Annotated in this window: 16 protein-coding genes; 9 read left to right on the top strand and 7 right to left on the bottom strand. The window is 39.7% G+C overall.

Translation table 11 applies throughout. From position 1 onward, the window contains the following. The first annotated feature begins 184 nt into the window (after positions 1 to 184). From hppD to maiA, 4 genes are read left to right on the top strand one after another with little or no spacing between them, the layout of a single operon-like run. Positions 185 to 1,258 carry a 4-hydroxyphenylpyruvate dioxygenase gene (gene hppD / locus OCV27_RS06920; protein ID WP_125320644.1) on the top strand — a complete coding sequence of 358 codons (1,074 nt, stop codon included), beginning with the start codon at positions 185 to 187 and terminating at the stop codon, positions 1,256 to 1,258. Beyond that, a complete protein-coding gene (locus OCV27_RS06925) occupies positions 1,251 to 2,390 on the top strand; it encodes a homogentisate 1,2-dioxygenase (RefSeq protein WP_125320645.1) in 1,140 nt (379 codons plus the stop codon). The genes hppD and OCV27_RS06925 overlap by 8 nt, the downstream gene beginning before the upstream one ends. Before the next feature lie 14 nt (positions 2,391 to 2,404). Beyond that, positions 2,405 to 3,415: a fumarylacetoacetate hydrolase family protein gene (locus tag OCV27_RS06930; RefSeq protein WP_125320646.1), complete on the top strand. Its 1,011-nt coding sequence runs from the start codon at positions 2,405 to 2,407 to the stop codon at positions 3,413 to 3,415. Continuing rightward, on the top strand, positions 3,415 to 4,068 hold the full coding sequence (maiA, locus tag OCV27_RS06935; protein WP_125320647.1) for a maleylacetoacetate isomerase: 654 nt from the start codon (positions 3,415 to 3,417) through the stop codon (positions 4,066 to 4,068). Before OCV27_RS06930 ends, maiA begins: the two co-directional genes overlap by 1 nt. A gap of 137 nt (positions 4,069 to 4,205) precedes the next feature. Here the strand turns inward: maiA and OCV27_RS06940 are convergent, their stop codons facing one another. Together OCV27_RS06940 and OCV27_RS06945 are read right to left on the bottom strand one after the other, a co-directional pair. Beyond that, positions 4,206 to 5,132 carry a universal stress protein gene (locus OCV27_RS06940; protein WP_125320648.1) on the bottom strand — a complete coding sequence of 309 codons (927 nt, stop codon included), beginning with the start codon at positions 5,130 to 5,132 and terminating at the stop codon, positions 4,206 to 4,208. Positions 5,133 to 5,377: 245 nt separating this feature from the next. Further along, positions 5,378 to 5,575, bottom strand: a complete 198-nt coding sequence (locus tag OCV27_RS06945; RefSeq protein WP_125320649.1) for a hypothetical protein — start codon at positions 5,573 to 5,575, stop codon at positions 5,378 to 5,380. 137 nt (positions 5,576 to 5,712) lie between these two features. Between OCV27_RS06945 and OCV27_RS06950 the strand changes: the two genes are divergently transcribed. The 3 genes from OCV27_RS06950 to OCV27_RS06960 all read left to right on the top strand — a co-directional run bounded on the left by OCV27_RS06950 (position 5,713) and on the right by OCV27_RS06960 (position 11,715). After that, entirely contained in the window at positions 5,713 to 7,521 is a 1,809-nt protein-coding gene (locus OCV27_RS06950) for a hybrid sensor histidine kinase/response regulator (RefSeq protein ID WP_125320650.1), read from the top strand. A 322-nt stretch (positions 7,522 to 7,843) separates the two neighbouring features. After that, positions 7,844 to 9,196: a S8/S53 family peptidase gene (locus OCV27_RS06955; RefSeq protein ID WP_185759759.1), complete on the top strand. Its 1,353-nt coding sequence runs from the start codon at positions 7,844 to 7,846 to the stop codon at positions 9,194 to 9,196. 320 nt (positions 9,197 to 9,516) lie between these two features. Then, positions 9,517 to 11,715, top strand: coding sequence for an amidohydrolase family protein (locus OCV27_RS06960; RefSeq protein WP_125320652.1), 2,199 nt, complete (start codon positions 9,517 to 9,519; stop codon positions 11,713 to 11,715). Positions 11,716 to 11,806: 91 nt separating this feature from the next. On the opposite strand, the gene OCV27_RS06965 is transcribed toward OCV27_RS06960, so the two are convergent. From OCV27_RS06965 to OCV27_RS06985, 5 genes are all read right to left on the bottom strand, one after another. Further along, on the bottom strand, positions 11,807 to 11,986 hold the full coding sequence (locus OCV27_RS06965; RefSeq protein WP_125320653.1) for a hypothetical protein: 180 nt from the start codon (positions 11,984 to 11,986) through the stop codon (positions 11,807 to 11,809). A 174-nt stretch (positions 11,987 to 12,160) separates the two neighbouring features. After that, entirely contained in the window at positions 12,161 to 13,207 is a 1,047-nt protein-coding gene (locus OCV27_RS06970) for a J domain-containing protein (RefSeq protein ID WP_125320654.1), read from the bottom strand. A 99-nt stretch (positions 13,208 to 13,306) separates the two neighbouring features. Then, on the bottom strand, positions 13,307 to 13,975 hold the full coding sequence (locus OCV27_RS06975; RefSeq protein WP_420919476.1) for a YiaD family glycine zipper/OmpA-like lipoprotein: 669 nt from the start codon (positions 13,973 to 13,975) through the stop codon (positions 13,307 to 13,309). A gap of 169 nt (positions 13,976 to 14,144) precedes the next feature. After that, entirely contained in the window at positions 14,145 to 14,840 is a 696-nt protein-coding gene (locus OCV27_RS06980) for a DUF2786 domain-containing protein (RefSeq protein ID WP_125320656.1), read from the bottom strand. Positions 14,841 to 15,007: 167 nt separating this feature from the next. Beyond that, complete coding sequence (locus OCV27_RS06985; protein ID WP_125320657.1) at positions 15,008 to 15,694, bottom strand: DUF3334 family protein; 687 nt, start codon at positions 15,692 to 15,694, stop codon at positions 15,008 to 15,010. 202 nt (positions 15,695 to 15,896) lie between these two features. On the opposite strand from OCV27_RS06985, the gene ydiJ reads away from it, so the two are divergent. Then, positions 15,897 to 18,926, top strand: a complete 3,030-nt coding sequence (gene ydiJ, locus OCV27_RS06990; protein ID WP_125320658.1) for a D-2-hydroxyglutarate dehydrogenase YdiJ — start codon at positions 15,897 to 15,899, stop codon at positions 18,924 to 18,926. A gap of 67 nt (positions 18,927 to 18,993) precedes the next feature. Then, positions 18,994 to 19,455 carry a methyltransferase family protein gene (locus OCV27_RS06995; RefSeq protein ID WP_125320659.1) on the top strand — a complete coding sequence of 154 codons (462 nt, stop codon included), beginning with the start codon at positions 18,994 to 18,996 and terminating at the stop codon, positions 19,453 to 19,455. Positions 19,456 to 19,490: the final 35 nt, after the last annotated feature.

Below are 19,490 nucleotides of genomic sequence, written 5' to 3' on the forward strand. Positions count from 1 at the left end.
ATATATATGTGAGTTTTTCCTTATCCGACAGACCCTCTATGGCCCAATCGTAGGATGTTACGTTTTATTTACAAAAACCAAGCATTTTCCTGAGCTGATAATTTAAGTGTCTCTTATTCCCTTAACGTAAAAGTTAGTACAAGTTAATAGGAAAGGACATCAATAAATCACAGAGGAAAAAGCAATGACTCAAGAATATAACCCACTTGGAACAGATGGATTTGAATTTGTCGAGTATACGGCCGCGTCAGAAGAGGGTATTGGTCAATTAAAAGCGTTGTTTGTTTCTTTGGGTTTTGCAGAAATAGCCAAACACCGCTCTAAAGAAGCATGGTTATATCGCCAAGGTGATATTAGTTTTATCATCAACGCCCAACCGCATAGTCAAGCAGAAGAGTTTGCTAAAATACATGGCCCGTCAGTCTGCGGTATGGCATTTCGCGTCAAAGATGCGGCAGTTGCACTCGAACATGCACTTGAAAATGGAGCAGAGGAGTTTAAAACGGAAGTAGGGCCAATGGAATTAAGTATTCCAGCAGTATATGGAATTGGTCAAAGCCTGCTTTATTTTGTTGATCGCTATGGTAAGAAGAGCATCTATGATGTGGACTTCAAATTTTATGATGACGCCGCAGAACGTTTGAAAAAAGCCAATGTGGGTATGTTTGAAATTGATCATCTTACGCATAATGTTAAGCAAGGCAATATGGATACTTGGTCAGGTTTTTATGAGCGAATCGGTAACTTCCGTGAAATCCGCTATTTTGACATCGAAGGTAAATTAACAGGGCTAGTCAGTCGTGCTATGACCGCGCCATGTGGAAAAATCCGTATCCCTATTAATGAGTCGTCTGACGATAAATCACAAATTGAAGAATTTATTCGTGAGTACAATGGTGAGGGAATTCAACATATTGCGATGTCAACTGATGATATCTACCAAACGGTTAAGACACTGCGTGACAGAGGCATGGATTTCATGCCAACACCTGATACTTATTACGAGAAGGTAAACTCCAGAGTTGAAGGGCATACGGAAGATGTCGACAAGCTAAAGGAGCTGCAAATCTTAATTGACGGTGCGCCGATGAAAGATGGCATCTTATTGCAAATTTTCACCCAAACAGTGATAGGACCAGTGTTCTTTGAAATCATTCAACGTAAAGGCAATGAAGGTTTTGGAGAAGGTAATTTTAAAGCACTGTTTGAATCAATCGAAGAAGATCAAATTCGCCGAGGAGTTCTGAGCGATGCATAAGTGGATTACATTCCCTCACCGGGAGGGAGTGTGTTCAAAACAGGCACACGCAGACTTTCCGGATGAGGCCATATATGAGCGTGAAACAGGCCGAAGCGGTTTCTTCGGACCTGCCTCACATTTCCATCACCAACATGCTCCCACAGGTTGGATTGAATGGGAGGGCGATCTGCGGCCAAGAGCGTTCAACTTTAATCTGGTTGAGAAAGCGGCGCAGATCTCGCCATGGGCTGTACCTGATCTGTTGTTTAATAATGACTGTAAGATCCGTACTTGGCGTCTTGAAGAAAGGATGGATTTTTTAGTACGAAATGCAGATGGTGATGAATTACTTTTTATTCACCAAGGTAAAGCAAACCTATATAGTGATTACGGTCATTTAGAAGTCGGTGAGGGTGATTATGTAGTCATTCCACGTTCGACTAATTGGCGCATTGAACCATTAGCGCCGATGTTCATATTAATGATTGAAAACACTGATGCGGCATACTCGCTACCGGAGAAAGGCATGGTGGGTAACCATGCTGTTTTTGACCCAGCGGTATTAGAAGTCCCGTCAATCAACCAGCAATTCAAAGACCAATATTCAGAGCAACATACTCAAGTGCAAATTAAAAGGCATGGTCAGGTGAGTGTTATTACTTATCCGTTCAACCCGCTTGATGCTGTCGGTTGGCATGGTGATTTAGCGGTTGTAAAACTGAACTGGCGTGATATCAGGCCATTGATGTCGCATCGATATCATTTGCCGCCTTCTGCCCATACCACTTTTGTCGGGACAGGGTTTGTTGTATGTACCTTTGTACCTCGTCCAATTGAAAGCGATCCGGGCGCATTAAAAGTGCCTTTTTATCATAATAATGATGATTATGATGAAGTGCTTTTCTATCATGCAGGAGACTTTTTCAGCCGAGATAACATCGAAGCAGGTATGGTGACTTTCCACCCAGCAGGCTTTACACACGGGCCTCATCCGAAAGCGTTCAAGGCTGGTCGAGAATATAAGAAGAAGTTTACCGATGAAGTAGCGGTAATGGTAGATACTCGTCATGCGCTCAGCTTTAGTGATGAAGCTCATTCGGTTGAAAATCAGGAATACGTTTACAGCTGGAAATCGCAACCAGAGAAATAAAAAAGGGAATCAGAATGAAGTTAGCTACCCTAAAAAATGGAACTCGTGATGGGCAACTTGTCGTGGTAAGTAAAAACCTTACTCTCTGCTCGGTAGTGAAAGATATTGCGCCAACATTACAGTCCGCACTTGATAATTGGTCGAAAGTGGAATATCAACTCAATGAGGTTTATATCGCGTTAAACGATGGGCATGTTGCCGACTCTATGCCTTTTAAGCAAGAGGCGTGCGAATCACCATTGCCAAGAGCTTATCAATGGGCAGACGGCAGTGCATATGTGAATCATGTTGAGTTAGTGCGTAAAGCTCGTGGTGCTGAGATGCCACCAAGTTTTTGGAATGATGCCTTGATGTATCAAGGTGGGTCTGATGCTTTTATTGGCCCACGTGACGATATTCCGGTAGCAAGTGAGGAATGGGGAATCGACTTTGAAGGTGAAGTCGCGGTGATTACTGATGATGTACCTATGGGCGCAAGTCTTAAACAAGCGGCCAACTCTATTCGCCTAATCATGTTGGTTAACGATGTTTCTTTAAGGGGGTTGATCCCTAATGAATTGGCAAAAGGATTTGGTTTTTTTCAATCTAAACCTTCATCGGTATTTTCACCTGTTGCCGTTACGCCTGATGAATTAGGGGATGCATGGGACGGTGGTAAGGTAAGTTTACCTTTGTTGACTTACTACAATGGTGAAGCATTTGGCTGCCCAAATGCGGGTGTTGATATGACGTTTGAGTTTCCTCATCTGGTGGCACATGCGGCTTTGACTAGGCCTCTTTCAGCTGGTGCGGTTGTTGGCTCTGGCACAGTATCAAATAAACAGGGTACTGAGTTTGGTACCTCAATAAAAGAAGGTGGAGTGGGTTACTCTTGTATTGCAGAAGTGCGAATGATTGAAACTATTCGAGACAGCAAACCTTCGACGCAATTTATGAAGTTTGGTGACACGATAAAGATTGAAATGAAGAATAAAGCTGGTGACTCTATTTTTGGTTCAATCGAACAGAAAGTGGTGAAATACTAATGTCGGATATCATCCTTTATGGCTATTGGCGTTCGTCGGCGGCTTATCGAGTCAGGATCGCATTAAATCATAAGGGGCTTGAGTATCAACAAAAGTCTGTTCATTTAGTTAAAAATGGTGGTGAACAACATGCGAGTGAATTCAAGTCTCTAAATGCAAGTCAGCTTGTACCCGTGTTGATTGATGGCAATATGCAGCTTAACCAGTCTCTGGCGATTATTGATTATCTTGATGAAGCTTATCCAAATGCTTTATTGACCCCTTTGGATAAGCAGAAACGCTACTTGGTCAAAGCCATGGCTCAGGATATTGCTGTAGATATTCATCCGCTTAATAACCTTAGAGTATTGCAATACTTGACGGGCAAATTGTCGGTTGGAGAATCTGATAAATCGAGTTGGTACAGGCACTGGATCTCTCTTGGTTTTGAAGGTTTGGAACTAAAATTGGCTAGCACCAGAGGTTCATATTGCGTTGGTAACGATGTAAGTTTGGTTGATGTTTGCCTTGTCCCACAAGTATATAACGCCGAGCGTTTTGACGTTGATTTAAACCGATTTCCAATGATAAAAGATGTCACAGCTGCATTAAGAGAGTTACCCGCTTTTATTGATGCAGCGCCAGAACAACAGCCTGATGCTGTTGTTGTTTAAAATTGCTATATCGTAAGTTCGTTCTTCTCTTTATCATAAATAAAAATGCCACCTTGTGGGTTAGCCTGCAAGATGGCATCAATTTTTACATAGTATTTAAATTACAGTGTTTAAAAATCTATATCAGCAAAATCTGGCTACTCTATCGAAGAGCTGAATTGTTTTGATTTCAATGCTACAAGTGAGCAACTGACATTTTGTACAATATTCTCGGCGGTATTGCCTATAATGACACCTTCTATTCCTGTACGAGCTAAAGTACCCATAACTAGAATATCTACCTTGTTCTGCTCAACACAAGTGGGAATTTCATCATCTGGTGTGCCATGAAGTTGATGAACACTAATATCTCCCCCAATACCTGAATCATCGATTAGCGCTTTTAATGCAACTGAATGTTTCTGTTTAGCTGACTTTATGTGGTTTTCTAGCTCTTCCTCAGAAGGTTTAAGCCACACATTATCTTTCAAATAACTTTCTAGCACATATTCCCAGCAAGAAATAATAAGAAGCTGACCATCACAATTGTCGGTAATTGTGCGGCTTAGCTGAAGAAGATCAATAGATAGGGCTCGCTCTTCTTCTGTGGTTACATTTGCATCAATGGCAACGGCAACTCTTTGCTTCCCACTTGGCTGATTGTTTGGACGGTTAAGCCAGACTGGACATGGACATTTACGTAGTAAGTTCATATCAATCGCACGTAAGCCGTAACTATGATTTTTGCTAGATTCGGCCTCTTTGATGACTAAATCAATCTTGTGTTTTTGGATATACCGAATGGTTTCTATATCCGGCTTTTCGGCTACAATCAGTTCTACTGCGATATCCATATCATCTATAGATATCAATAAGCTACTTTGGATTTGACTTTGTAGCGATTCTATAAGTGAACCTTCATAATGTTCTTCATATTCGATCATATCGTCGGGAAGGTGAGGGCAAACCACAAGGCCTGTCAATTTAGCTTTGTTCCTACTAGCTAGATGAATTGACTGAGCAAGAGAATCATTATGATTCATCACACCTTTACTCAAGAACAGTATATTATTGAATTTTTTCATAGCCACCTCCGTGTTGTTAAAGTTTTAACGCTAGGCGATGAAATTGCCACTTAAATTTATGAAATTAACAATATTAGGCATATTGGCTTCAGTAACCTAGAAGTGCTGCTTATTTTGATGTATTTGCCAGCACCTATACAACTGTTATCTAGTTGCAAACTTGGGTTTGGTTTTCGGCTATGGTCTTTACTCTAATCAAGGTGAAAAGCGCAACGAGCCATCCTAGATTCAAAGTTTGTTTAAACTCAATTACGGGTGTTGTATTTATTGGGTTCGGCACTAAATTGGCATTGGCGAAGAGCAGCTAACAAACCAAGTAAGCCGGCCAATAACACATTGGCTCCCATCACTTGGTTCGTCACGCAGTTCTTTTCACTATTTATCAACTCAGTGTCGATATGGTGTGTGTCCCCGTAATTCCCGACTTTCCTGTCTGTCTTCACGAAGCTATTCTCACGTATTTTAACTACTGAGTGATTTTGTCATGTAACCCCCATTCTTTTCTCTAATCCACATTACATAAGAGATTTGTAGATATTCTATAATAAATGAAAATATACAATATTTTATAGAGCTATTTATGCCACAAGACCTGAACAAAATGAATACTCTCAAAATCAATATCATCATCTTGATTTGTGTTTTTGGTGGAGGTGTTTTATTGCTCACTCCATTTTTGTTCAATAATCTTCACGAGAGAAACGCTATAGAAAAGCACCTATCAGCGATTAAGCAAGTTACTCAAGACATTATATATTTTGATGAAGTATTAACCATGTCTGCTCGAATGTATGCATTCACTCAAAATCCTCTATGGCAAGAACGTTACTTAGAAACAGCGCATAGGCTAGATAACGCGTTACAGATGGCTAAATCTTTAGAGCCTAAAATAAAAGAGGTCATTGAAGCTACTGCACACACTAATGAGCAGCTTATAGCGATAGAAATGAGGGCGATTGATCTAGTCAAAAAGCAGCGCTATTCTGATGCACAATCTTTATTGTTAAATAATAAATACTCAGTTATCAAAGCAGAGTACGAAAAGTACGTGCTTCAAGCACTGAGAAAGTCCATACATCACAACGAAGTCTTGCTCCTACAAGAAATAACGGCAACAAAAAACTGGCTCCTCAGCTCAGTCTTTTTATTATTTGTCTTATTTTTATCATTATTAATCTATTTCTATCGTTATAACAAAAAAACAGAGAGTATTATCAGCTCAAACGTTGAAGAACTGGAAAGCAAAGTGCAAGATCTCGAAGCATTAACATCAGAGTTAGAAGATGCAAACCATGCCAAGTCTGACTTACTGGCGAAAATATCTCACGAGCTTAAAACGCCTATTAATGGTATTCATGGCAGTTTACAACTGATTGATTCTAATGAAGTAGGCAAAGAAACTCAGGTACTGGTGAGGAATGCAATTTTATGTAGTGACATGCTAGTGAAGCTAGTTGATGATATTCTTGATTTCGCTAAACTTAACTCAAATAAATACACCCTTAATATAGAAGAATATAATATAACAGATTTGTTAACTTCCGTTGAGAAGATTTATACAACGGTATGCGAAAATAAAGGCGTAGATTTTCATTTATCTAATAATATCGACTCGCCAATTCGCCTCTGTGATGGCTTACGCTTTAAACAAGTTATATTTAATGTACTAAATAATGCAATAAAGTTTACCGCAAACGGGTCTGTGACTTTAACCGTTCAAGAGTTAGGTGTGGCAGGAGATCTTCGGGTTGATATTACTGACACTGGAATCGGGATGAGCCCTACCTCTCAAGCAAAACTTTTCAATGAATTTGAACAGGGTGATAGCTCTATTTCACGTACGTATGGTGGTACTGGTTTGGGAATGTCCATTGTTAAATCACTAATGGACGTAATGGACGGAAAAATAGAAGTATTAAGTGAGCTAGGTACTGGAACTACGGTTATTTTACATCTCAATTTTCCGTTTATTGATGATGGGGTAGTAAAGGTAGATGCTACAAAAGATCCTGAGTATTACTCTGCACTTAAAGGCTTAGGTGTCCTTGTGGCAGAGGATAATAGAGTTAATAAAATTGTTATCACTAAATTCCTTAATAATATTGGTATTTCACCAGTTATTGCTAGTGATGGGCAAGAAGCTATGGACATGGTTTCTGATGAAATTCATCTAATTCTTATGGATATCCAAATGCCGATCATGGATGGAGTGACCGCTTGCCAAAAGATTAAGCTATCACGACCAGATATCCCTATTATAGCGGTTACCGCGAACGTACAAGAGAGTGAAATCAAGGACTACCTTAGTAAAGGGTTTGAAGACGTTCTACCCAAACCAATCAAAATGGAAGACCTATATAGGTCTATTTACAGGGTCGCTGTTACTTAGTCCTTGTAAAATCATTACAGCTAGGAGGGTTTACGAGGACAGGCACTTTCCTCCTAGGATTCACCATCACACTACTACAATTTCTACCCGTTGTTACTTTGCTTAAGCGATTTGTTGTGGCTAACTGAATAGGTTCAGCGTTAGCGTAAGTTATCAAAAATGCAGATAAATCGATATGTGGTTTAGATAGACGTTCCTGATTTATGTTAATCAGAAATAATAGTGTTAAGGTGTTTTTTATCATGGTTTTATTATTTTATTTTGACACCTAAACATAAGTGTATAACATATTAAATACAATAAACACGCAAGGATGAAGTGTATGTACTATAAGTTTAAATATAATAAGATCAATAATTTCATGAAGCTTTTAATAGCAACCATATTATTTTACACATTCCCATTATCAGCAAGTGAATATCTATATTCAAATAATAAACTTGAGCATCAATCTGCATTAAATACATTAAAGCGTATTTCGTTTTGGACATGGGAAGAGGAGGTGTCGGTATTGTTGAAAAATTATAACAATATTGACTATAGCAGAATAAATTCTAATTATGTTATTAATGAGCTTAATATGCATCGTTGGGGGCAAGACATAACAAATTTTTTAGACTTGGCCACATTGTTATTATCATTTCAATCAGAACAGTACCAGAAAAGCGTAAAACTTGAATTCGATCAAGCTAAATTCACCATAAATAACCTTAGATACAATATCAATCAGATCGTACTCAGTATACATCCGAATTTTAATTTAAATCACCATACTCTTACAAATGATTATAAAGGGTTAAATATAAAAATAGCTGTATTTGATTTATTTGACCCTGTGTTACTTGCAAAGCAAATTGAACACTATTCTAATGCTAATATACAAGCAATACAGAATTTCGGCGATCCTGTACAACTTAACCATGGCAATTCTGTTATTGATATTATTCTCTCAATTGCTCCTTATGCCACAATTATACCCATAAGCGCGGAATCCAATACCTACCATCAAGCCATGGCTTACCTTCAGAGTAGAACTGACGTTAACATCATCAATATGAGTCGCGCATTTTCTGCTGTAGATAACGAGTTAGATCCACAATTTTCACAACAATTAAGCAATATACTCAGCCGGACAATCGTCACCAAATCTCTTGGTAATACAGGGACAGATTTGGATGCTAACGTGACACCATTAAGGCAAAGTCTTGGCTTAGAAGCTACCGGAAATTTATTTTCCTATGACTTAACATTAATTAAAGAATTTTTGCCAACGATTACCACCAATACCGATAACCTATTACTGGCGATCAATCTAGACACTTTTGCTCGTCAAATAGCATTAAGTGCAACTATTCCTGGTCATAACGCTATGGCAATTTCAAGAAGTTTAAGCACACCAGCTGATGCGGTATACACTTGGTCTACTGGTAATTTCGAATCAGGGAGTTCTTTTGCTGCCCCGCAATTAGCCGCTATAAGTGCATTATTGTGGCAAGCTTATTTAGAACACCATCCTCAACAAGCACCAAATGTAGTCAACAATGTAGTCCAAGCACTCAAAATAAATACACGTCCTTCTGGCTTAGGTTCATTCAATACAGGATTAGGATTGGTCGATGCTGATAAAGCATTAGAATATATCTTAGGGCGTCATCAGGGTAAGAGCATACTTTGACGGATTTATAGCCCAAGTGCATACAACCAAATGATCCAGCTAAGCAAGGTGGTTTTTTTCACATCGAGAAGAACCACTTCACTTATACGTTGGTGAGAAGTATTAAACCTTACGTAAACCTCACTACTGCCAACTCAGACAAATATAAGATTTCTTCTATCATTTAAAGTGAAACTCTTTGTGATCTTGTTCTGGCATTCGCCTCTTTTTCTGACTATTTTGTTAATGTTGATATGTATCGAGTCACATTTTTTTGTTGCTTAATATCAACTCAAACGTCAGTAGTAAGGCTTAATGCAAATAACAAGGAAAAGAGCACAATGAAAAATACTTTCTGCTCTGGCTTGGTGATCTGCGCTGTTGCTGTTTCTGCAAATACTCATGCCGAACCAATGAACGAAGTTGTAAACCAACTAGCACAAGGGTGCTACTCCATCCAATCTCCCCATAATGGAACTTTTCTAACCAAATACGATCAAGGAGGGCCAGTTAATGATGGTCTGAGCTATCGGTTTGAACCGGTCCCTGAAAGCCAAGCAGAGCGGTTTTATTTTAAGCCGACATCATTTTCAAACTACTTACTGACCGACAGAGAAGGGCGGTTTCTAGCCAGTCATTTGCCAGCACAGCTAAGTGCTGGGCGTTATGTAGGCACATTTACTGAGTGGGTAGTGTCGTCAACTGTGACTGAAGGTGAGCAGCGTTTTGGGCTATATAACAAGGCGCTGAACATGGGTTTAAGGCATAACTGGCAAGATGGTGGGTTGTACTTTTTTGACTTACTAAATCCAAGATATAAAAACAGCGAGAGAGAATTCCAATTGGTTGAGCAATCAGGTTGTAAGCCCTTTCCTGAAGTTGAAGTAAACGTGACAGGAAATCACTTGGCATTAGTTGGAGATATGACACAGCCAATTAGGGGGTATGCGGATCCGCATACTCATATTACGTCATACGAGTTTATGGGCGGAAAAATGATGCATGGTAAGCCGTTTCATCCGTGGGGGGTTGAAGAAGCGTTAAAAGATAGCGCCGAAGCCCACGGTCCAAATGGTTCACTTGATATCATTGGTAACTTACTCGCCTTTAATGATATTAAACATAGATACGATACTCGCGGTTGGCCTGATTTTCCTTTTTGGCCCAACCATAAAGAAATGAGTCATATGGGTTATTACTACAAGTGGATAGAGCGGGCATATTTATCTGGATTGAGGTTAATGGTCAGTCATTTGGTGGAAAATGAAGTGCTTTGTCATGTCCAGTCAACAGTGAATCCAGGTAGTTGGATAAACCCTAATAGCTGCAACACAATGGACAGTATTCGGTTACAAATCCAAAGATTAAATGAAATGCAGGACTATATCGATGCTCAAGCGGGTGGCAAAGGGAAGGTTTTTTTCCGCTTGGTGAGTTCGCCTAGTCAAGCTAGACAGGTTATTTCTGAAGGGAAAATGGCAGTCTTGATGGGAGTGGAAGCTTCTGAAACCTTCAATTGTGGTAAAAAGGATGTCTGTAATCGTGCAACCATTGAAGCAGGGCTCAATGAAATTTATGATTTTGGGGTGAGAGTGGTTTTTCCTACTCATAAGTTTGATAACCAAATCGCAGGTTCTCGAGTTGAACATGAGTTTATTAATATTGGCCAACTGCTCTCGACAGGGTACTTTTTTGAAACCAAAGAGTGTGATTTGCAAACGGGTACAGACAAACATTTTTACCCTGGTTTTCCTTTGATTGGTCAGCTGCCTTTTATTAAGACTATCCTTGATGCTGTTGACTTAAACCCTCAATATGATGAAAGTATTTTGCATTGTAATCAGCATGGTTTAAGTACACTGGGTGAGTACTTAGTAAACCGAATGATTGATAAAAAGATGATGATTGAGATGGACCACATGAGTCCTGATACGGCAACAACTGTAATGGATATCGTTGAGCAGAGGCAATACAGCGGTGTAATTTCATCTCACAGCTGGATGAATACATCAAGAATAGGTGGGCTACATAACAATACTAAGCGCTTAATTCATGCTGGCGGCTTTGTTGGACCTTACAATGGGGATGCGTATCAAATGCAAGGCAAGGTGTCTAGGTATCTCGATGAGTTAGAAAAAACACCTTATCTTGCCGGAGTTGGAGTCGGCACCGATATGAATGGCTTGGGTACTCAGCCGGGTCCGAGGTTTGATTCGTCTAGCAATCCTCTCAAATATCCTTTTGTGTCTGAATTTGGCTTAGTGTTTGACAAGCAAGTATCAGGAAATCGGGTGTTTGATTTTAATCAGGAAGGGATGGCGCACTACGGTATGCTGGCCGATCATATTCAAGATATGCGCGAGCAAGGTTCAGAGCGAGTTTATGAAGGAATCATGAGTTCAGCAGAAGCTTATATACAGATGTGGGAACGAGCAGAAGCAAATACCAGTGAGTCCTATATTTATCCAATAGATATTAGCGAGTTAAACTTAATAGCATCGCCTTTACCTAACACGACGTTTACAAAGGGTTATTACTGACCTGTTGCTTAAATAGCAAAGCAATAGTAAGCGTACATATTGCTGTTCAGTATGTACGCGACTAGGTCTTCTTTATAAAAATGTTGAGTACCTAAGGCTGAATGTTTTTTGCTTGCTGCTGGCGCTCGTCTGCATTGAATTGGCGAACGTCTAATTTTGCTATGTCATTACACTCTGCACATGATTGATGGCATAACCCATCAATATACTCATGTTTAGCAACTAGGCTTAGCTTTTTGCACCAGTCGCAAACACCTTCAATAGTAAACATCCTTTTCTCCTAGAGCTATTCTTCGGTGTTATTTTCGGCGCGAATTATTACATGTCTAATAAATAAAAGTTAACTATTTGTTATTTGAAATGCGAGTGGAATCGATTACGTCAGTGAGTGTTTAGAAAAAGGGTTGTAGGCTTTGGTTAATGGTTAATGGTTAATGAAAGCACGTTATCTTTGTAGTTGAGCGCTAACATGGTGAAGGATAATCTTGAGTGCACCATTGAGGCGTTTCATTTCATCATCGCTGCCTTTTAGATCAGGATGATAAATTTTGCATAGCTGCTTATATCGAATCTTTATATTTTTTTCATTTGGAATAGCATTGATCTGAAAGCCAAACAAAGCACAAGCAAGGGGAAGTTTTTGATCTTTGGCTGGGGGGGGAGTAGGCTTTGCCGCACTTTGTTGCTGTGATGATTGAATTTTTTTAAACTGTCGATAAAGAGTTTCTAGTTGTTTTTTCTGCTGTTTAAGTTGTTGGTTTTTCTCATTAAGCTGGGATTGGAATTGATGCTTTTCTAAACCAAAATCAATTTCTGAGGTCCCAGATTTAAGGGATAGGTTGCGCATTTTTATATGATACCAAACAATAACTAGGATGAGCAGGAAGGTGAATCCCAACAGGACATAGATTAAACTATCGTTATTGACTGACGAACCTAGTACTTTTTTGGCAATGGGATCAAGTTTAAGGCTAAGATCGTTAAACTGAATTTCCAACTTTTCTATTGATGAGATTTGCTTTGCCCTTTGGGCGTTAAACTTTTTTTCTAACACACCAGAATAGGCTTCTTCGGCCTGCGTATTTCCAGCTGATGCGGTTCGATACCATACCTCCGCTAAGTCTAGTGTCTTTGGAAATTGGGACAAACTTTCGTAAACTTTGCCTAAATTGATTTGAGCATCAGTACTGCCTTCGAGTGCCAAACGAGTTAACCAGTAGATGGCTTCTTGGATATCGCGTTTTGAAGCCCCTTCCTCTAAGTAAAGAGCCGCTAAGCGAGCAGCTGCTTGTGAACTACCGTTATTTGCTGCTTGTTCAAACCAGTAAAGTGCATCGACACGTGAAGTTGGTGAAGAAGTTGTCAAAAATTGCTCAGCAAGTTGTATTTGAGCCTGAACGTCATTATTTTGCGCTTTTTCTGTTAAAGCGTCAATGGACTCCGCCATACAAAAAGAGCAGAACAATAACAGTGAAAGGCTAACAAATTTCAATGTATTCCTTTACGAAGTAAGCTAATGGACCTGACCTATAGTGTAATGTATTTATCTTGATAATGAGAAAAATACTACAATAAGTCAGGTCAAGATTGTCTATTTAAGAGGTAATATTTTAATTTCTACGCGACGATTACAGGCACGACCTTCACTGGTAGTGTTAGTGCAAATGGGAACGCGTTCACCATTACCACGAGCAACTGCACGGCCAGAGACAACACCCTTAGAAATAAGATAGGATCGCACAGACTCAGCTCTTCGCTCAGACAGTACTTGGTTGGTCTTATTGCTGCCTGTACTATCGGTATGCCCTTCGATAACAAGGCTTGTATCAGGGTACTGAACCAGGATTTTTGCTACGCCGTTCAGTGTATTATGGATACTAGGGTCGAGATTATAAGCACTACTCTGAAATCCAATACCGTTCTCCATTCGAAGTAATAGCTGATTTTCACCCACACGCTCAACTTGTACACCAGAATTTAATAGTTCTTTTCGTAAAGCGGTTTCTTGTTGATCGAAGTAATAACCCACGCCACCGCCTATAGCAGCACCGCCAGCAGCACCAATCAATGCGTGTTGACGGCGCTCTGTCGCATCATCACCAGTAGCTAGGCCGACGGCAACACCTGCAAGTGCGCCTAATAAAGCACCTTTGGTTGCTGAGTTCGTCTCGCTTTCGCCTGTGGTGGCATTTTCTCGCTGAGTTGCTTGGCAACCTGAAAGTGCAGCAGTTATCACTACTGCTAAAGCTAATTTGTTCACAAGTATATCTCCATATGTGCTCATTGTTGAGAGGTGCCTATGTGTAAGCCATAGTACCAAACCCAATTAATGCCATAGATGATATTTGTGTCAATTATATAAACACTAGTTTGCTAAATATTTACTGATATCAGACATAACTGGCTGATATTTAGCCATGTTATACTTGTTATTGTGACTGTTTACGTAGCATTTTAGGAGATTGTGCACCATCAATAGGGCGGTTGACAGAGACTGAACGACCTTTTTTTAAACCGACTTCGTAGTCCTCGGTTAGGTTTTTCATGGCTTCTTGCAACTGTTTTTTGAAGGTTTCACGATCGATGTTCTTGAACTCTTTATCTATATAATCATCGATTTTTTTACAGGAGTCTTCATCTGGATTAATCATAGGTAGCTTTTCAAGTGCACCTTCCACCCAACCAGAAACGAAAGAATTAACTCGGCGAGTGACTTCTGTGTTTGAGGTGCCAGTTCCCGCGAAGCTGTTGCGAAACTTTCCTGTCTGTTCATTGAGTTCACGATAAACGATATCAAATGCAAATGCAGCAAATATTGCGCGATCTGCTTCTCCAATAAACTCGGCTCTCTTTAGCCCTTTGTGGTTTGTTAAGACTGCTTCAACACCAAATTTGGTATTGATACCACGAATTATTCGAAGCAGGGTGGAGCTTATGCTAGAAGGTAAGAGATGTGTCGATTGGGTTTTACCCATCTTGATAAATTCAATATCATCTTTGTCTAAGCCATATTTGAGCATTAGACTATGCGCCATTTTTATCGCATTGGCGGCTTCATTGACATTGGCAGAGTTACCAAGCTCAAGACATTTAGCAATCTTTTTTAAGGCTTTTTGTTTATCCATCGACAACAGAAAATCTCACTGCTTTCTAAAGAAGTCGATTATTTTAACTCTTCTGACATTAAAACGGAACTCTTGAAGTAAGAAACTGAGGTAAAAAACATTCATTAAATAACAACAAGAAGCCGCTGCATCAAAGAGCGGCTTGAGACAAAATGTAAATATTAAGCTTAAATACCAAGATCATCTAACAGATCAGAGGCTTGTGCATTTGATTCCCCTTTACTTTTTTTATCTTCTTTTGTATCCATATCCATTAAGGCTTGTTCTAAAATCGAGTCAGCGCTTTCTTCTTCATGAGTCTCAAACTCCTCAAGCTGAATAAACTCCGTTTTATCCATGGCAAGCTCTAAATAGAAAATATTGCCAGTCTCGGTAGAAAACGTTACTCGACGAGCTTGAGGTCGATCAAGGTTCGTGTCGACTGATAAGATCACTTGTTTATTTAAAGTAAGCATTTTCGGCTGGTTTTGAGTGATATGAGTTTGTAAATCTTTACGAATTTGGTTAGTAAACCCCCCCACGATCTGGTTCATGAGCTCACCTAATACATCTGCTACCTCATCTGAGGTATGTAATGTAGCTAATTCTTCTTCTGGCATGCCCATATGACGCATATAGTTCGTATAAAGCTCTAATGCTGCTTTTGATGCGAAATTGATGACAACTAACCCAGAAAATCCTCCATCAAACAAGACAAAGCAGCCAAAGTCGGGTTTAAGGCCTGTTTTGGTGATTTTTTGTACCATTGCAGAATAATGGATCTCTGAGCCTGTTGCTTCGCTAAGTATACTTGATACGGATTGACAGAGTTTTAATAGAATATCTTCTGTAGTGATGATCTGATTCTTTTTCATTGAGGGCTCTCTTGTAAAAGATACGTTCTAACTAATGCATAATAACTAAGTGTGGATAAGAAATTAGATAAGTGCCATTTTCAAATCGTATTTCTGTTTTATTCACCGTTTCAAATGTTGTAAAGTGACGGAAATCATAAAATTTTATCCTTTTATTAGGACCCGTTACTGTTAGGAATAGTGAGGTAGGGGCAGGAAGCAAATGTTACCAAGATTACACATACAATCTGATGTCGATCCAGTTGTACTCAATTTTCTCGAAGTACTGAAAAACTCAGGCTTTGAGGGAGATATAGAAAGCCAATACTCTAGTCGGCTGGCCGTTGCTACCGATAATAGCGTTTACCAACAACTGCCTCAGTCTGTTGTTCACCCTAAATCTACTCAAGATGTTATTTTAATTGGTAAGATAAGTAGTCAAGAGAAATATGAGAGAATTACTTTCTCACCACGCGGTGGCGGTACTGGCACTAACGGTCAATCTCTCACTCATGGAATTGTGGTTGATCTATCACGTCACATGAATAAAGTGCTCGAAATTAATCAAGAGGAAGGTTGGGTTAGGGTCCAAAGTGGTGTGATAAAAGACCAGCTCAATGATGTAATAAGACCCTATGGTTACTTTTTCTCACCAGATCTTTCAACCAGTAATCGAGCAACAATCGGCGGAATGATTAATACCGATGCTTCTGGGCAGGGGTCATTAAAGTATGGCAAAACATCGGATCATGTTTTATCTGTACAAGCTGTACTTGCTGACGGCTCTCTACTCGAATCTGACACTTCTCAAAAACCAAGTAACAATAATTATGTCCATCAAGCGTTACAAGTAACAGAGCGAGTTTGCCGTGAGAAACGTAAACAGATTAAAGCGAAATTTCCACCACTCAATCGGTTTTTAACGGGTTATGACCTAAACAATGCTATTAACGAGAAAAGTGATCAGTTTGATATTACTCGAGTACTTTGTGGGGCCGAAGGGTCTTTGGCTTTCATTACAGAAGCTAAGTTAAACCTTACTCTAATTCCTAAAGTAAGAATTTTAGTTAACGTTAAATACAATAGCTTTGATTCGGCTTTGCGTAATGCCCCTTTCATGGTTAAGGCGAGTGCATTATCGGTAGAAACTATCGACTCCAATGTATTGAATTTAGCTAAGCAAGATATTGTTTGGCATACGGTGAGTGACCTGTTGACGGATGTTCCAGGCAAAGTGATGCAAGGCATTAACATGGTGGAGTACGCAGGCCATGATGTTGAGGAAGTCGACCGGCAATTAAACACGCTGACTCAAAAGCTTGATACTATGATAGAAACAGATGAAGCTGGCGTGATTGGATATCAAGTATGCCGTGACTTAGCAAGTATTGGCCGTATTTATAACATGCGTAAAAAAGCCGTTGGTCTGCTTGGTGCAGCAAAAGGTCGAGCAAAGCCAGTTGCCTTTGCTGAAGACACATGTGTACCCCCAGAAAATTTAGCTGACTTTATCGTTGAGTTTCGTCAGTTGCTTGATTCTAAGTCGCTTTCCTATGGGATGTTTGGTCATGTTGATGCAGGGGTCCTACATGTTCGTCCTGCACTCGACTTATGCGATCCCAAGCAAGAGTCCCTGATGCATGAAATCTCTGATCAAGTGGTGAAACTGGTATCTAAATACGGTGGTTTAATGTGGGGAGAGCATGGGAAAGGATTTCGTTCTGAATACGGCCCTGAGTTCTTTGGTGATGAACTTTTTACTGAGCTAAGGAGAGTTAAGACCGCTTTTGATCCTCTCAATAAGATGAACCCAGGAAAAATCTGTACACCGTTGGATAGCCAATCACAGCTGGTTAAGGTCTCGGGTACTAAGCGGGGCTTTTATGACCGCCAGATAGATGTCAAAGTTCGAGATAGCTTCAAGCAAGCTATAGAGTGCAATGGCAACGGCCTGTGTTTTAACTACGATACGGCTTCGCCAATGTGCCCGTCAATGAAGGTTACTGCTGACCGTCGCCATTCTCCGAAAGGCAGAGCAGGGTTAGTGAGAGAATGGTTGCGGCAACTTACCGAACAAGGTGTTGATATTCTTGATCTAGAAAATAAAGTGCTTACTGGTAATGTGTCTATCAAAACCATGATTGGTAGAGTTGGAAATTCATTGAAAAAGCATAAGGAATATGATTTTTCTCACGAAGTATTAGAGGCAATGAATGGTTGTTTGGCATGTAAGGCATGTGCCAGCCAATGCCCCATTAAAGTCGATGTCCCAAGCTTCCGCTCAAGATTTCTGAATATCTATTATTCCCGTTATCAACGTCCAGCAAAAGATTATCTTGTCGCAGATATCGAATCTCTGCTGCCTATCATGGCTAAAACACCAAAGCTTATAAATGGTATTTTGAAACAAGTTTGGGTACAGAAACTGACTTCCTCAGTGATAGGTTATACCGATCTTCCATTGATGTCAGTCCCGACTCTGTGTTCACGATTGCAGAGTTATAAGCAATTTAATTTGGATGAACTGCGGTATTTGTCAGACGATGATAAAGCTAACCATGTTGTTATCGTACAAGACCCCTTTACCAGCTATTATGATGCTGATGTTGTCGAAGATTTTGCTAAGTTATTAATAAAATTAGGTAAAACCCCCATTTTGTTGCCCTTTAAGCCTAATGGTAAAGCTCAACATGTGAAGGGCTTTTTGAAACGGTTTGCCAATAGTGCTAAAACTACCGCAAGTTTTTTACAGCAAATTTCAGATATCAACATTGCCATGGTAGGGGTTGATCCAGCATTAGTACTTTGTTATCGAGATGAATATCAAGAAGTCTTGGGTGATAAGCGAGGAGACTTTGCAGTACTTAATGTTCATGAGTGGTTTGAGCCCCGCTTAGGTGAATTTGATCCTATTGTTTCCACTTCAAATGAAGCATGGTATTTGTTTGTTCACTGTACGGAAAAAACAAAAATGCCGAATGCTGAAAAAGAATGGGGCAAGATTTTTACCCATTTCGGTGCGAATATTAATACGGTTGCTGTAGGCTGTTGTGGTATGGCAGGTACTTTTGGCCACGAGGTTGATAAGCTTGAAATTTCTAAGAATATTTATAATTTGAGTTGGAAGCAGCAGATAGGACAACTACCGAAAGATAGATGTCTGATTACAGGTTATTCATGTCGAAGCCAAGTTAAGCGATTCGATAATATAAAAATGAGGCATCCGTTACAGGCACTACTAAAAATTGTGTGAATAATCTTGGCTCAGTTCGTGAGGCTGGGCTATTTTTTAGTTATGTCAGTTTGGTTGGTCTTGGGTTATGAAGAATCTTGAAAGAAAGCTTCCTCCACCTATCGTGTTTATTGTTTTGGGTCTAATAATCAAATTTATTGGCGATGAATTTAGCAATTTGTCATTACAAGTTCCGCTGGCACCTATTGTTTTATGCATATGCCTAATAGTGTCAATGTTAATTGGATTTGCTGGTGTGTATGAATTTAGAAAAGCAAATACAACGATTAATCCGATTAATGTTGAGCAGGCATCAATGGTTGTCGATAGTGGAATATTTGCACATACTAGAAATCCCATGTACCTGAGCATGTTTATTTTACTATTTGGTTTTGCATACTGGCAACAAAACATACTTAGTATGCTTATAGCATTTAGTTTTGTCTTGTATATTAATCGGTTTCAGATTGAGCCGGAAGAGAATGCGTTAGAGGGATTATTTGGAGCGACTTATCTTGATTACAAGCAACGTGTTAGACGCTGGCTATAAAATAGCCCTACATACCATAGCAGGGCTGAGTCGCT

This window comes from Vibrio pectenicida, from assembly GCA_024347015.1.
GTDB lineage: Bacteria > Pseudomonadota > Gammaproteobacteria > Enterobacterales > Vibrionaceae > Vibrio > Vibrio pectenicida.